Origin of the sequence: Gimesia aquarii (assembly GCF_007748195.1) — a bacterium.
In the GTDB taxonomy this organism is placed as follows: Bacteria; Planctomycetota; Planctomycetia; order Planctomycetales; family Planctomycetaceae; genus Gimesia; species Gimesia aquarii.
In genome coordinates this window covers 3471836-3487906 of the sequence record NZ_CP037920.1, presented here as the reverse complement: position 1 = coordinate 3487906, position 16071 = coordinate 3471836, and the positions used below count along the sequence as shown (strand labels likewise).

The 16071-nt window shown below is 45.0% G+C and carries 9 protein-coding genes and 1 tRNA gene; 2 read left to right on the top strand and 8 right to left on the bottom strand.

Going from position 1 to position 16071, the window contains the following annotated elements:
• Positions 1-129 precede the first annotated feature (129 nt).
• The 6 genes from V144x_RS13785 to V144x_RS13760 form a co-directional block, all read right to left on the bottom strand.
• The gene (locus V144x_RS13785; RefSeq protein ID WP_197998923.1) at positions 130-915 is read right to left on the bottom strand and encodes a class I SAM-dependent methyltransferase; all 786 of its coding nucleotides are present in this window, start codon (positions 913-915) and stop codon (positions 130-132) included.
• 771 nt (positions 916-1686) lie between these two features.
• Positions 1687-1932, bottom strand: coding sequence for a hypothetical protein (locus V144x_RS13780; RefSeq protein ID WP_144985730.1), 246 nt, complete (start codon positions 1930-1932; stop codon positions 1687-1689).
• Between the two features lie 1602 nt (positions 1933-3534).
• Positions 3535-4272: a DUF4198 domain-containing protein gene (locus V144x_RS13775; RefSeq protein ID WP_144985729.1), complete on the bottom strand. Its 738-nt coding sequence runs from the start codon at positions 4270-4272 to the stop codon at positions 3535-3537.
• Positions 4273-4795: 523 nt separating this feature from the next.
• Entirely contained in the window at positions 4796-7723 is a 2928-nt protein-coding gene (locus V144x_RS13770; RefSeq protein WP_144985728.1) for an FG-GAP-like repeat-containing protein, read from the bottom strand.
• Positions 7724-7949: 226 nt separating this feature from the next.
• A complete protein-coding gene (locus tag V144x_RS13765) occupies positions 7950-8444 on the bottom strand; it encodes a hypothetical protein (protein WP_144985727.1) in 495 nt (164 codons plus the stop codon).
• Positions 8445-8446: 2 nt separating this feature from the next.
• Complete coding sequence (locus V144x_RS13760) at positions 8447-9481, bottom strand: DUF1559 domain-containing protein (protein WP_144990884.1); 1035 nt, start codon at positions 9479-9481, stop codon at positions 8447-8449.
• A gap of 1097 nt (positions 9482-10578) precedes the next feature.
• On the opposite strand from V144x_RS13760, the gene V144x_RS13750 reads away from it, so the two are divergent.
• Positions 10579-11061: a tyrosine-type recombinase/integrase gene (locus V144x_RS13750; RefSeq protein ID WP_144985725.1), complete on the top strand. Its 483-nt coding sequence runs from the start codon at positions 10579-10581 to the stop codon at positions 11059-11061.
• A 226-nt stretch (positions 11062-11287) separates the two neighbouring features.
• Here the strand turns inward: V144x_RS13750 and V144x_RS13745 are convergent.
• Positions 11288-11372: transfer RNA gene (locus tag V144x_RS13745), tRNA-Ser, on the bottom strand.
• A gap of 304 nt (positions 11373-11676) precedes the next feature.
• Here V144x_RS13745 and V144x_RS13740 point away from each other — a divergent pair.
• Positions 11677-12333, top strand: coding sequence for an ATP:cob(I)alamin adenosyltransferase (locus V144x_RS13740; RefSeq protein ID WP_144985724.1), 657 nt, complete (start codon positions 11677-11679; stop codon positions 12331-12333).
• Between the two features lie 11 nt (positions 12334-12344).
• Here V144x_RS13740 and metH read toward each other — a convergent pair whose 3' ends face one another.
• Positions 12345-16058, bottom strand: coding sequence for a methionine synthase (gene metH / locus V144x_RS13735; RefSeq protein WP_144985723.1), 3714 nt, complete (start codon positions 16056-16058; stop codon positions 12345-12347).
• Positions 16059-16071: the final 13 nt, after the last annotated feature.

Genomic DNA, 16071 nt, shown 5'->3' with positions numbered 1-16071 from the left:
TAATCCAAGATGAATTGTGCTGAGTGGCCCGACGTTGCTCAGTTTTGGCTGCCCACGTCGGGGAATGATCGAGCCTGCTGCGCAAAAGAATACGGTAGAATAATGGCGAACAACCGTAGCGGCAGTTCTTCATCGTTTCCAGGCTTGGATAATATAGCGACGGATTCGCACTCCTGCTTTCTCAACCAATTCAGAGTCGATTCGCTGGTAGTAGAGGTCTAGGATTTCGTTCATGAGATCCTGTCGAATCTCAGCCGATACGTGACGGGCCACTGGTACCCAGGAGCAAAAAAAATCGGCCAAAGCCTGCCGTGTGCCGAAGTATTCATCGCCAATAATTTCGTCGAAGCGATCGACATAGAATCCATTGCCACGTATACATCGCATCATGAACTCGCGCGTCCAATGATGATACGGATCTTCAAAGTCCGATAACAACGGCTTCCAATGGCTGCGCTCTGATACAATGGATACGGCGTCCCAAAATTCTTCGTGGTCGGCTTGGAATCCGATCAGCACACGACCACTGCTACACAACACGCGATGGATACCACTCCAGACGGCCCATTGCCGTTTCACCCAATGGAGGATGCTGAACGAGCAAACCAAATCGAATGATTCGTCAAAGTCGAGCTGATCGGCATTCATCTGCCGAAAATCGAGTCGTCCCGGTTCGGCGTACGTGCGGCGGGCAAATTCGACCATGGAAGGAGAGACATCCACACCGACGACTTGGCTAGAGGGTATTTGCTGACTCAGATATTTGGTGACGGCACCGTTTCCACATCCGATATCGAGTACCCGTTTGTACAAACTAACGTCAATACGCTCTAGAGCTTCTAAGGCCTGTCGATACTGCATCGATGAATTGTGTGCATATTCCGATCCATCCCAGAGGTCTTCCGCGTGTGACATGGCAAACTCCCGCTTTCGGATATGCATTTCTATCTGCAGAATTCACTCACAACGTACAAATATAGCGACTAGGTACAACTGTTACAACGAAATAGAGGAATACATTCCTCTACCAAGGTGAGTCTGGGAAATAGTTTGATTTAAGGAGAACTTACATCCTTTCCTGATTCATAATTTTTTTGAACCTTTCATTAATCGATACGTTAAATGAAATACTACTGTTGTTTGTAATATTTTTCTGTTGATATATGGATTGCTAAATACTCAAAATAATATTTCCAAAGCTAATCTCAATGAGTTCCGTGTAGTGAATTATGAGGAAATTCTTTACAGCAAAACCCGAGCTTGCTTGGTTTATTCCACGATGAGCATATACTCGGCGTATGTGGGTAGTTTTATATCTCATATTACTGAATCCCACATCTCTCATATGAATTTCTGTTGTAGCTTTAGTCGTGTCCGCCGCAATCGTTGCTGGCTTCAAATGGGCATTTCCACAATTGATGCTACCGAATCTCTGGTTCATGGTATTCTCACTTCCAGGCGTCCATATCGAGTGCAAACGAGCTGAGGCGTTTAAGTATCTATCCAGCAATCGAAAAGGCTAAGAACGACGCATAGGATTATGAGGTACCTATTGTGTGTCACCGGCGAAACAAGAAACCTTGGTTGGTTGTGGTTGAGCTGGATCGGTTACCAGAGTTAGCAAAAAAACTCTATTTGCAGATGTTTAGTGATTAAGAAGCTGAACGGGGAATGATATAAAAATAGTTACTTCTTCTTCCTTAAAATATAAAGCGGAAGGAAACAACCAAGTCCACCACCCAGTAACATTCCTAATGGGATGGTAATAAATAGAAGTGCCCAACCAGCTCCGACAGCACCACCCGGGCCCGTTCCTCCGTGAATTGTGTCCATCATCAAACAATGATAGTAAAGACCATAAAATCCAATGACTGCACCGAGTGCGATACCAATAATTGTTGTAAATATGGCTAAGATTGATTTAGTCAACATCAAAATTTCGTCATCTATTCCATCTTGTATTTCATCATCCTCAGACACACTAATACCTCTGGTTTTGATCTAGTTGAACAGAACTATCTAGTTGTCGCTACATATTAAAGGCGTAGGAAGTAATCGAATATCACGCGTGGATTGGAAAATTTGATAAAAAAATCAGGCAGAAGTGATTAAGAAACTGAAGGAGGAGTGATGCAGAAATGGTTGCTAGATTCGGAACATCCCTATACACATTCCCGTTGAAATGGAATTTGCGACCCAACTAATAGAGACAAAAAGCAACTGTTTCCATGAATATTGATAGTCATTGAATAGACAGTAAAAAATAACGAGGGAAAGAGAGCTTGCACCAGGAATCAACCCAAAAATAAGTTCACGATGAATTGTACTTAAATCATCAGGTCCTACACGAACCATGTAAAAGATATAAAGAGTAGCCAAGAGTTGGAAATATACGACAATTCGAAGCAGTAAATTATGATTCATAAGAAGCCTTAGACTCTCAACGTGTGCGGGAGAGTGTTTAAACAAAACTGCAACAGAAATCTATGTATTCAATGATTATGTACTCAACAAATTTGTTTCTCTGGCTTACATACATTATCGGTGCATAAAAAGTTTTGGAAAAGTCTAAAGTCTCATACTCATCACCGAATATAGTTTCCTGCCCATTATCTAAAGGGATCGTCATCAATAAGCTAAAAGGCCCAATACTCAAGACATAAGCAACGAGCATGAATGGTATTGCATAACCAACAAGCCGGAAAATGATATGGCGTTTTCGTTCAGACATAATGAACTGCCTCGAGCAGTATCAGCTTGTACGGGAGAGTGTTAAATAAGTTTATTCCAGAAGTCCATGTATACGTCAAAGCAATCGCTTAACATCGTGTTGCTTCTAGCCACTAGAATCATAGGTGCGTAGAAGTTTATTACTGACAATGCAAAATCAACGTCGTTATAAAATGTATTTTCATTGAGAATGAAAGCAAGGACAGGTCCAGAACTCAAAATATAAACCACTAAAAACATCGGAATGGCATAGCCGAGAAATCGAAGAGTTATCCATCTCTTTTTCTCAGACATACGAACTACCTTATGCAGCTTTTGCGCGTGGGAGAGAAATTTATGTACCAAAATTTCGTGTATTCTCTGCACAGGCATTTCAATGGATCATAGCGAATTACGAAAAAAGCCAAAGGAGCATAAAATGATTCCTGCATGTCTATGTACTCAGGATGTCTAGCAGTTCCATCTGAATAGCACATAAATACAGCGAGAGGGCCCATACTCAACACATAAACTGCTAGCAATATTGGAATTGCGTAATACGCAAATCGAAGGAACCTTGACTCTTTCTTTTCATCCATAATGAACTTACCTCGAGCAGTTTCAGGAAGAATAAAGGTGTCAGGTCCATTTATTGTTGCTTACAAAATATTCATAGCTGTCATAGACCAACGTACGCATAAACTGAAAGATGACAGTGCCATTTGTTCCTGACACCTTTTTCTGCCCAGTTATCATTACCATAGAAAATGAAAGGCTGTCATATGAATGTAAATCCTTACGCTACAAACGGCAGTGCCATTCGGGTCAGGAACCTTTTTCTGTATTCTTTACGGTTAAGTTCACTGTCAATGAACTATGATGCCGTGCGATGTCATGCTCTTTTCCTTCAAAAGTACCGCTGCGCTCTGGTTCATCGACGCTGGTTCTCATCGAATGAAAACCACTGGCTAACGGCTTGAACCGCACGCGGCCTTCTTCGTCGGTTGTGAGATTCTTATTCAACCCGCCGACGCCCCGTAATTTAAACGGACGTCCGGCAGCTGGTTTGCCTTTCCAGAGAACTTGAATTTCTACGCCGTCATCTGAAAATGTCGGTACGATATCCAAATCCAATTGCTTGGCCCGCGCCAGTGAGTTTTTATCTTTTAACGAATCCGCTTCAATGTGCTTGCCGTAATAGTGCAACAGCACTTCGGTTTTGCCATAGCTGTAAACGCCCCATTTGCAGAAACTTTCGATGCTTCGCGGGGCAGAAACTTGCAACTCGTTTGCTAACCAGCGCTTGCCAGGTTTTTTGACGACCGACATATTCAACGGCATGGGTTTATTATTTTTAACCGTGTGAATCCAGGTGGTACCTCGTTCGATGAAAGGATCTAAATATTTACCATCGCCGGGCCTGGGCCCCTCTTCGAAATATAAGTTGGTTGTTCCTCGATCGCCAGATTTTGTATCGACATTGATCCAAAGATAATGGGCCGACGCCGATGAGAATAATATGGCGAGATTGATCGCACAGGCTAATGAGATTTTTCTAAGCATGGTAGGGTCTCCATAATTGAAAAATTATTCAACCAGATATTTCCTATTTGGGTTGAAGTGGATTGAGCCTGGAACCGCTCCACGCCGGAATTGCTTTCCATCATAATATCGCGCCCCCCCGTGTCAATCGCGCAGTGATTTTTTCCATTTTCTTGTCCGTCTTGTGCTAAAAACCGGCGACGGACGCTAGACGAGTCGTTTTCCCTCGACGAAATGATGCCCTACGCAGACTTTCTCTATAGGCTACCCTTGTTGTTGACCATTTCGCTCACTGCACTTTCAACACCACTGCTGGATTTTTATCTCTGCACGGGCCAGTGATATCAGATAGAATCTTTTTCGGGCGGGGTTTGTTTTTCGTTGTGCGAGTGTTTGTTCTTTCTGCGCGGTAATTTTTATTTGATTGTCTGGAAAGGGAATTCTTTGATGTGGTGTTTGGGTTTCGCGTTTTTACACATGTTTTTGGATTTGTACCTCGGTTTGTTTTAGCAGCTTATTGTAAAAGTGTTTCCAGTGCGAGAACTTACTGATCCCTCATCACGAGTGGGCTTTTCCCTTCGATAAATACCAACTTCGCATGGGTAGGTAATTGAGTGTGTGTTTCCCGGTTTCCATTAGGCCAGATAATTTCCAACTCATCGATGTGGGAAGCATTCCCAACACCTACAAACTGACGACGTTCGTTCACACAAAAAAAACCATCGCCACCACAGACTTCGAGCACTTGTGTCAGTCCGTCTGCGGTCACACGTAATCGCGCTCCCACTGCATCACGGTTTGACTTCACTCCATGCAACTCGATCACGACACCATTGCCGACGTTTGAAGTCTCATTCTTCAAGAGAGCGACAGGACTATCCTGATGAACTACAAATAAATCCGGGCGACCATCGCGATTCCAATCGAGACGTGCCACACCACGTCCAAGATATTTTTGCTGAAAGTAATTTCCAGATTGACTTGAAACATCGGTAAACTTTCCCTCACCGACGTTCTCAAATAATTGCGGATGCATTTTCCAGGGCTCCCCACGAAATCCGAAATCGTCAATATGGCCGTTGGCAACGAACAACTCAGGTAAACCATCAAGGTTCAAATCGACTGCCTGGGTCCCGAAGCCAAGTTGCGAATGCGTTGGCTTTGCTAATCCTGCTAATCGGGTCGAATCGAGAAAGTCGCCGCTTCCCTGGTTGAGATACAGGGTGTTCGTCTCCTGATAAAAGTTGGTTACATACAAATCGAGCGCACCGTTTCCATCCAGATCCGCGCAGGCAACACCCATGCCCGCCTCTGAGCGTCCGTCTCCGCTAAGCGCCACACCGGAAAGCAACCCTTCTTCCACAAACCGAATTCCGTCCTCAGCTCCCAGATTTCGAAATAGAAAATTAGGTGTTGTATCATTGGCAACGTAAACGTCGGGTAAACCATCCTCGTTCAGGTCCGCAATGATGATCCCCAGACCTTTGCCGTCCGGGACGACGATTCCAGACTCACTGGTAATGTCTTCAAACGTTCCGTCACCCCGATTGTGGTACAGCCGGTCCTGTTCACCCTCAAAATTGGAAGGGTTGCAGGAACTGTACGTTCCGTCGGGGCTATGACAAATTTTTATCGAATCGAGATAGTTCACCACGTACAAATCAAGTAACCCGTCTCTGTCGAGATCTGCAAAAGCCGCGCTGGAACTCATCACCTCATCGGTCAGTCCGACTTGATTGGTGATGTCAGTAAACGATCCATCGCCGTTGTTGAGGAGAAAGGTGTTCCGCCCAAAGTTCACAACAACTAAATCCGGAAAACCGTCGCTGTTATAGTCGCCTGCCGTGATGCCCTGCCCGTATCGATTTTCACGCAATCCGACTCTTTCCGTGACATCTTCGAACGTCCCATCTCCTCTATTTCGATAGAGACGGTCGAGATAGGTAAAATCATCGGGATTGTACGGTAGTCGACAACCCTGAGGAAAGTAGAGATCAGGCCATCCATCCTGATCATAGTCAAGCACCCCCACCCCGCCACTGGTGCTCTCTGGCGGATATTTGAACTTGGACCGACCAATAAATTGATAATCCACTCCAGCCTCAGCATGCACATCACTTAGACGAATCGAAGTCGATCTGTCAGTCAACGGCGAAACTGTTAAAGAGGCTTCATCGGATAGAAAGTTTGTTAGTTCAAGCTTGGAGATTTTCGATAACAATCGCTCGGACCGATACGGTTGAGTCTCAGGATGTTCGGGATTCTCTGTAATCTTACGTAATCCAGCCAGTGCAGGTTCATAACCTGGACGAACAGCGAGAATCTGTTCATACCAGAGTAGTGCTTCAGTACGACGTCCCAACTGTGCTAACAGGTCTCCTACTTCGAGAGCAATTGGAACCATCAGGTCTACTTTATCCCGACTTCCCCAGACGAGCCGCAAAGCCTGGCGCTGTAGACGGTCCATTAGTTTGGCCTGCCTCAGACATTGCTGAGCTTCCACATCGCATTCCAGACGCTGCAATACTTGACCCAAACGATATAATGAACCCGTATCCTCCGGTCGCTCTTGGGCCACATACAAATAATGCTTTGCGGCTGTGGCCCAATCCTCCACTTCCGCAGCATTGTAACCCACGCTTTTCGAAAATTCCGGTGAAGGCTTTCTTCGATAGTATTTTGAAAGGATCTCCCCGGCGTGCTGTGTCTTACCTTGTTTTAGCAGGATCTCAACCAGTAGGCCGACGGCTCGTTCGTCCTGTGGATCCGCGACTATCAGTGGTTGCAGGATGTCATCGGCTTCAGAATACTTTTCTTCCTCAAGAAGATATCGGACCAGCGCCAGCTTGCTGTCTTGATCTTCAGGATCTGCGGCAATATAGGAACGCATTAGTTCCGAGCCAGCGGCAGGTACCGTCGCTCGTTCCGGAGCGACGAATCGGAAGACCAGTTCGTCAATTGCCAACGCTCGGGATTGTGCAATCCGAGTGAGCTGCTGATGCACATCATCTCTTCGTCCCTGGACGATATACAATTCGAGCAGCCTTCGATTCGGTTGAGGATAACTTGGATGTAACTCAACAGCACGCAGAAGTTTCTGTTCAGCAAGACGTGCCTTTCCCTTCTCCAATAATATGGTAGCCTCCAAATAACGAGCAACGCCACCAGTCATTGGTGGATGATCCGGCACACTTTTCCAATCACTACTTGCTCCTGCCAGGTTTCCCGCGTCTCTCCGTAACTGACCGCGATATAATAAGGCCTGACTGTGGTTCGGACTACGCTCAAGAATGTTGTCTAACAGATCCAGCGCTTCTTCAATGTCATTTCGCTCGATTGCTATCTGAACTTCACGAAATTGTTGTTCAACGTTTACATTCTCCGATCCGGCCTTCCACCAAGCAATAAAAAACGCTAATGCTGCTACTGGCAGAAGAAGCAAGCGTTTATCAGAAAACGAGGAATATTTCATTGCAAATCTTCTCTCAGTGCTTGTAACAAAAGCCTTTATGAGATGGATTGAAAATCTTCTCTTTGTGAAATCATTGCTTTACGAATTTTTATGCTCCCCAGGCAGCGGCAACGTCCTATCTCAATTATGGTCATACAAAGCGGTCAGTCAGCATACACTGACTGACCGTCAATTGAGAAAATGAATTTTGGGAACATACAAAGCGAAATAGTTATTTCAAACCCGACTACTGTTGCGCTCCCGCCGAAAAGGCCGGATCCTGGAGCGATTTACTCATCGCCGCTCCTCCGAAGGAAGGTGGTTTCACCATCGGACCAGCCGACGAATCCATCTGTACGGTCAGTTCATTTAATTCCTGCTCGGTAATTGTTACCTTGAGCGGACTGTCTTTCATATTTCGATAAACGGCCGGGAAAGGGCGTGGGGGCTTAGTCATCGAAAGTCCAACGGCCACACGATACTCTCCAGCTGGAATGCCATCTCCCCCCTCATAGGTTGTGAAGGACATCTTGCCTGATTCGTCAACTGTCCCAGCTACAGACTTCCCTGTCTTCTCATCAGATTTTCCTGATGTACCTAACGGAACCAATAAAACCTGTGTTGGACCGAATGGTTTCTCATCCAGTAGTAACTGTCCTGTGGTCGGGTAAACCTCAAGTCTGTCATCGCCGCCGCCACAACCTGCCACAAACATAGCCATTAACATATAGGTGAATCGCATTGTTAAAATTCTCCAATAATTTCAGAGTTATGGGAGGTATTTAGACCGTTCCAAACCAACCAGTCTATATTTTCACTCACGAACCGCACTGCACCGTCTGCCATTGTTACTTGTATGCCCCCTACATGCTGACTACTGGCGCCGGGCCAATCTGTATTAATTCCCCACGAACTTTGAAAGTGAGGCGCCAGTAAGTGTGGGCCTGCACGGAACCACCCGCTAATCGCACTACCATCCGGATTAACGTAGACCTGACCATTCAGGTCCTGCCCTCCGGCATGCATCGCATCCGTGAATGAACCAGCCACAAAAGCAGCACGAAAGACTGATTCTCCCGCCCCTTGTCGTATCACGCCCGTCCCGCATGTGTGTTGTGGTGTTTGATTGACACCGTTGACGATATTGGCCTTAAAGCCCAACGTGCTGGTCTCACCGACCGCCACTGTATTGGAAGTCCCGTCAATGATATCCTTGATTCGGCTGGAGGCTTGCGGTGTAAAAATACCTCCGGACCAAATCTCCGTACCGCCCTGTCGGTGAAGCCGGCCCCGCGACCACCAATCGTAGCCGTGTGCAAATGCATAATTGGTCACGGCCACTCCATGCGTCGAACCTGGTGTATCAAAGCCCGGTGTATCAGTAGGACAGCGCAAGGCAGGAAGTTGTCTCTCCAGGTGAGGTTGTCCCCAAGCAGGAAGATTAAAGTCGATCTGATTGTATAATGGAGCCTGGTCGAGATACGGTAGAATCGCGGCGATCCCTGTGTGGTGATACGCTGCATAAGCCGAACCGTTCCACCGTCCCCAGGTCGCAACCTGGGGAAACGCATTGTGCGCATCGTGGTAGTTGTGCAGCGCCAAACCAATTTGTTTCAGGTTGTTTTTGCATTGAGTCCGCCTTGCTGCCTCGCGGGCCTGCTGGACTGCTGGCAACAACAAAGCAATCAAAATCGCAATGATCGCTATTACGACCAACAATTCAATCAAAGTGAAGCCACAAAGATGTGGTTTTTCCCTCAAATATAGCTTGTTTCTCATAATTCACCCTTCTAAAAATAAATTAGTCCAAGTGTTCTAAAATTACTTAATACAAGAGTTTATTAATATACAATTGATTAAAATAAAATACAATTTAATTATAATCGTATAGAAGAATTTTATTAAAACTGATTTTCTCGCTAGTAATTGAGGATTAAACAAATCTTAATTTCATTAAGAAAGCTATCTGTTTTGCTCTTCAAAACATCCTAATCCAATCAGTTTACCTATTATTCTTTTGAACACAGTGTACCTTACTCGGTCTGCGGGATTGATATGAACAAAGCCAACAAACTTTTATTCCACTTTGAAGTAGCTGCGTTGGAAAGATCACTTGAATCGAGGCCTGGCTTATGTGAAAGAAAATAGAATTGTGATCACACACAGTCGTCGAAGGCAGAAAATAACTAAAGAATTCAGCTACCTACTCCAAACACTGTGTTTATTTTTTGCCGTCGACGTTATTTCAGCTCATCTGCATCAACAAACTAGAAAGAAAAAAGTGTCAGTGTCAGGTCCATTTAATGTTGCTTTATAGACTACGCTAAAATTCCTTTTTTTATTCTGGTATGGAGGGAATGTCATTCTGGCCTGGTCTTTTGAAAGCCAAAGAACTCTTCGACCTCTTTTTTCACGTCATCCTCCCATGAAATTCCGCTCACTGCTCTTACATCACCACTGACCGATTTTCATCTCCGCGTTGCTGGGTGATATCGGGTAGAATCTTTTTCGCTCGGGATTTATTTTGTCTGTATGAAGATGGTTCGATCCGTTCGAACATTGATTTTTTTTGATTGTCCGGGAAAGGAGTTCGGGGATGTGGTGTTTGGTGTTCATCTTGTTGCATTTGTGTTCTCGTTGGTGGAGGGTTTGTTGGTTGAGTTTCGGCAACCCTTACAAACGAGGCGAGGTAGGCAAGCATATGATTTGCGCAGTTTTGTCTGAGAGTTGGTTAATTCGTGGCCAATTGTGGTCTGATTTTGTCGCTAATCGGGTCATTTTGGGTACAAAAAGTAGTGAAGATCGGGAAGTTGTTTTTGCGCTTCCAATAGAAATCTTGCTGAAACCAGTGGGTTTTATAGTACTCAGATTCGCAGGTGCAGAGAAATTCAGTATCGAGAAAAACAGTTTTCACTCACTGCTGGCGTCCTAAAGAGGTTGAGGTAATCTTGAAAGACAGTGAAGCAACTACATTGATTTGGTTACGATCAGCGGTACTCGCGCTATCGACAACAGGGCTCGGCATCAGCGAGTTGGCTGACCTCCACTGGTCTGACATTGATCTCAACAGAGGCATGATCACTTTGAGTGATGAAAGTACAAGTCGTCCACAAAGTTCGCGTGAGTGGCGTTCTACCAAGTCTGGTTATAGCCGATTATTTCTGAGTCATGCCGATCTGAGGAATGTGCTTGAAACATTAACACACACGACCGATGGTCGGCGGCACTCACTTCGACATTACTTTTGCTCTGTCTGTGCCAACGCTGGGATCGCAGAACGTATCCTTAGAAGTGGCTTGGATACCGGAGAGAAGCTAGTGCATCGTTATTACCATCTGGCTGACGGAGAATCACAATGACAAATGGCCCGCATTAGTCAACCAGGAAGCAGCAGTTTCAACTCATGTTGAGTGTGGGAATTTTTTACTAAAACTGGAGACATCAACCCCAGCAGTGCTAAGAAAAGTAACTAAAGTTCTTCTCGCTAAAAATTTGATTGGCATAGTTCAACGGTGCCAATCAGGTTCGCGGACGCAACTTATTTTACAACACTCATTTAAAATAAAAAGAATGTGTAAAAGTAAACGGAGAGGGGGGGATTCGAACCCCCGGTACCTTGCGGCACGCCGGTTTTCAAGACCGGTGCATTCGGCCACTCTGCCACCTCTCCAAAAGCCAGAAACTCCATAAGAATCAGGGCTTCGGACGAAAGTATATAGACTCTTTCCAAGCTTGTAAAGTCTCATATTGATCTAGACTTTGACTGAAAAACGCTGTCTTTACCTATAGTTTCGTTGAAAATTCAAACCAGAAGAAATTTTTTGACAATTGCTCAAATATCGAAAAAATAATTCCCTCTTTTTTTAGATGATCTCTACTATCATTTGAAATATGGGGTGCTGATTCGAGTTCAAGCAGTATTCTTATTACGATTCACTTAGCCAATAAACTCAGAAAAAATGAGGATGTAGACAATGTCAGAACGAGGCAAAGTTCATTTGAATATGATCGTAACAAAAACTGGTGATCAGGGGGAAACCTATTTAAACGATAGTTCTCGCGTATCTAAGGCTTCTACTCGAATCAAAGCTCTGGCACTGATTGAGACTATATCTGTAAAGCTAGGTTTTTTCATTCATGAATGTAGACAAGACCAATTAAAACTCTCTCTTCCAGAAGAAGGAGTCTGTGTGCTCAATCTGGAACAACTTGCAAATTCATTTCAACAGGAGATGTATGACCTCGGTTCGGACTTGAGCACTCCTATCAAATCAGAAGAGACCATCGTACGCTTCCCTGTCGAAAAAGCAGAAGAAATCACGAAACTGATCTCAAAACTCACTCCGACTCTGGAACCGCTGGATTCGTTCATTTTACCTCAAGGCAGCTTGCGCGTTTTACTGGCTCACGATATTCGAACGACGATCAGACAAGCTGAGACTTTGGTATGGGACATTGAAGAGGCGATCAATCCCGCGGTGACGCTCTACCTGAATCGACTTTCCGATTTCTGGTTTGTTCTGGGCAGAATACTTCAGTCTGAAGACCAGCTAACAACTGATGAAATCACAAAAAAATGGGAACCCAATCAGGAACATGAAAGAGGCATTCAAATACAGGAAACAAAATAACAAACTTATAATTATTTATCATCCATGAGCACAGGACGTAACCAGCGAGTCATCTCTTCGATGTTCATGCCTTTGCGTTCTGCCAATGACGTCAATTGATCTTTGTCAATTTTACCCGTATGGAAATAACGCGAATCGGGATGAGAAAAATACCAGCCAGAGACTGCTGCTGCCGGGTACATAGCAAAGTGTTCTGTTAGTTTAACTCCGATTTCCTCTTCTGCATTCAACAACTTAAACAACGTATCCTTCTCAGTATGGTCCGGACAGGCTGGATAACCTGGTGCAGGACGGATTCCCCGATACTCCTCTCTGATCAAATCCTGATTTTCCAGGGACTCATCCGGATGATAACCCCAGAACTCTTTTCGAACTCGTTCGTGCAAATGCTCGGCAAACGCTTCTGCCAACCGATCAGCCAAGGCTTTGACCATAATACTACTATAATCATCATGTTCCTGTTCGTACGATTTTGCCACCTCCTCAGCACCGATGCCAGCAGTAACTACAAAACCACCAATATAGTCTGTCTTTTTACTCTCTTGAGGAGCAATAAAATCGGCCAGTGACATAAGGGGTTTCTCTTCCTGCCCCCTTTTTCGAACTTGCTGACGAATATGATGCAATCGGGCAATCACTTGACTGTGATTCTGATTCTCATAGAGTTCAATATCTTCTCCATTGACCTGGTTAGCGGGCCAGAAACCAATCACCGCACGTGCCGTCAGTAGTTTCTCATCAATGATTTTCTTCAACATTGTCTGTGCGTTTGCATAGAGTTCGCGTGCCGCTTCACCTACAACTTCATCATCAAAAATCTTCGGATATTTCCCAACAAGATCCCAACTGATAAAAAATGGCGTCCAGTCAATATAATCCACCAATTTTTCTAACGGATAATTGTAAAGCACTTTCGTCCCTGTAAACGTGGGAGCCGGAGGTGTGTAATTCTCCCAATCAATTTGAAAGCCTTGTTTCATGGCTTCGTCATAAGAAACAGGTGCTCCCTGTGGCTTGCGGTTGGCAACCCGTTCTCGAACTGTCACGTACTCGTCTTGAATCTGCTTCACATAATTATCGTATAATTCATCTGACATCAACGAAGCCGCAACACCAACAGCACGAGACGCATCGGGGACGTACACAACCTGATTCCTATTATACTGAGGGTCAATCTTAACCGCTGTATGTGCCTTGGATGTTGTTGCTCCCCCAATTAATAAAGGCAAATTCATCTCTTGCCTCTCGAGCTCACTGGCCACCGTCACCATTTCATCCAGCGAGGGAGTAATCAGCCCTGAAAGTCCAATAATATCGCATTCCTTTTCACGTGCGGTTTGTAAAATCGTCTCACAAGGAACCATAACGCCCAGATCGATGACTTCAAAGTTATTACATTGCAGAACAACACCCACGATATTTTTACCAATATCGTGAACATCCCCTTTGACCGTTGCCATTAAAATCCGCCCGTTTGATTGGCTGTCTCCTTCTTCTTTTTCTTCCTCAATAAAAGGTTGTAAATAAGCAACAGCCTGTTTCATTACACGTGCCGATTTCACAACTTGAGGCAGAAACATTTTACCAGCCCCAAACAAATCGCCCACCACATTCATTCCATCCATCAATGGACCTTCAATGACATCGAGCGGTCGATTCAACTCCTGGCGCGCTTCCTCAGCATCTTCTACAATATATGTTGATATTCCCCTTACTAGTGCGTGTTCAATCCGTTTTTGGACAGGCAACTCGCGCCATGACAAATCTTCTGTTTTAGCAGAACCAGTCGAACCATCTCCACGAAAACGTTCTGCAATATCCAGCAGCGCTTCTGTCCCCTCGGGTGTGCGATTCAGAATAACGTCTTCCACTTTGTCTTTGAGTTCTGTAGGCAGGTTATCATAAACAGCCAATTGGCTGGCATTCACAATACCCATATTCATGCCAACACGAATTGCGTGATAGAGGAAAACTGAATGAATGGCTTCGCGGACCGGGTTATTACCCCGGAATGAGAACGACACATTCGACACTCCGCCTGACACACTTGCATGAGGTAAATTTTTTCGGATCCAGTCTGTAGCCTCAATAAAATCAACGGCATAGTTATTATGTTCTTCAATACCCGTCGCAACAGCAAAAATGTTAGGATCAAAAATAATGTCCTGTGGAGCAAATCCAATTTCTTCAACTAGCAAGCGATAAGATCGTTCACAAATTTCAATTTTTCTTTGTCTGGTATCAGCCTGTCCTTCCTCGTCAAATGCCATGACCACCACAGCCGCTCCATAAAGTTGACACTGCCGTGCCCTCTCAAAGAATTCCGCTTCTCCTTCTTTAAGACTAATGGAGTTTACAATTGGCTTGCCTTGAATGCATTTTAATCCAGCTTCAATGACGTCCCATTTAGACGAGTCTACCATTACAGGGACACGGGCAATTTCCGGTTCCGTTGCAACCAGATTCAGAAAAGATGTCATGGCAGCAACTGCATCCAGCATGCCCTCATCCATGTTGACATCCATAACATCTGCACCGTTTTGTACTTGCTGTAAAGCCACTTCCAATGCCGTGTCGTAATCCTCTTCTTTTATCAAACGTTTGAAACGGGCTGAACCGGTTACATTACAACGCTCACCCACATTTACAAACAAACTGTCTTTTGTCACATTAAACGGTTCCAGTCCCGAAAGACGTAAAGCAGGTTCAATCTCTGGCACTTTACGAGGAGGATGATTTGCCATCGATTCTGTAATCGCTTTGATGTGTGCCGGAGTCGTCCCACAACATCCTCCCAAAATATTAACAAACCCGCTGCTGGCGAATTCATCTACGATGGTTGCCATTTCGGAAGCCGTTTGATCATATTCACCAAATTCATTGGGTAAGCCAGCATTAGGATGAGCGGAGACATAGGTATCAGCGACACGAGATAGTTCTTTAACATATTGTCTTAGCTCTTGGGCCCCCAGAGCACAGTTGAGTCCAATAGAAAACGGCTTGGCATGTGCCAGAGAATTCCAGAAAGCTTCCGTGGTCTGTCCCGACAACGTGCGACCGGATGCATCCGTAATCGTACCGGAGATCATTATTGGTAACTCGACTTGTTCGCGCTGAAAATAAGTGCGCACCGCATAGACTGCAGCCTTAGCGTTCAGAGTATCGAATATCGTCTCGATCAGAAGTAAATCTGCTCCCCCTTTGACAAGTCCATCAATGGATTCTAAATAGTTTTCGACAAGTTCGTCATAGGTAACGTTGCGAGCTCCCGGATCATTGACATCAGGTGAAATTGAACAGGTACGACTGGTGGGACCCAGAACACCAGCAACCCAGCGTGGTTTGTCTGGTGTTTTCGCGGTCATTTCATCTGCAGCGGTGCGCGCCAGTTGTGCTGATGCTAAATTTAGTTCATGAACCAGCGACTCCATTTCATAATCGCTTTGCGATAATCGAGTCCCGTTAAACGTATTGGTTTCCAGAATATCAGCTCCCGCTTCCAGGTATTCACGGTGGATGTCCTGGATAATCTGTGGCTGTGTCAACGAGAGCAAGTCGTTGTTGCCTGCAATATCCATATGATAATCTGCAAAGCGTTCTCCCCTATAATCTGCTTCTTTGAGTTTATAATTCTGGATCATCGTCCCCATCGCTCCATCCAGAATCAGAATCCGTTCCTGGATCGCATTGTAGAGAGCTTCAATTCGAGCAGAGCGATTAGACATATAAAACCTGTAC

Coding starts and splice junctions, on each gene's coding strand:
- V144x_RS13785 (WP_197998923.1), bottom strand. CDS start 915: ATGTCACACGCGGAAGACCTCTGGGATGGATCGGAATATGCACACAAT.
- V144x_RS13780 (WP_144985730.1), bottom strand. CDS start 1,932: ATGTTGACTAAATCAATCTTAGCCATATTTACAACAATTATTGGTATC.
- V144x_RS13775 (WP_144985729.1), bottom strand. CDS start 4,272: ATGCTTAGAAAAATCTCATTAGCCTGTGCGATCAATCTCGCCATATTA.
- V144x_RS13770 (WP_144985728.1), bottom strand. CDS start 7,723: ATGAAATATTCCTCGTTTTCTGATAAACGCTTGCTTCTTCTGCCAGTA.
- V144x_RS13765 (WP_144985727.1), bottom strand. CDS start 8,444: ATGCGATTCACCTATATGTTAATGGCTATGTTTGTGGCAGGTTGTGGC.
- V144x_RS13760 (WP_144990884.1), bottom strand. CDS start 9,481: ATGAGAAACAAGCTATATTTGAGGGAAAAACCACATCTTTGTGGCTTC.
- V144x_RS13740 (WP_144985724.1), top strand. CDS start 11,677: ATGTCAGAACGAGGCAAAGTTCATTTGAATATGATCGTAACAAAAACT.
- metH (WP_144985723.1), bottom strand. CDS start 16,058: ATGTCTAATCGCTCTGCTCGAATTGAAGCTCTCTACAATGCGATCCAG.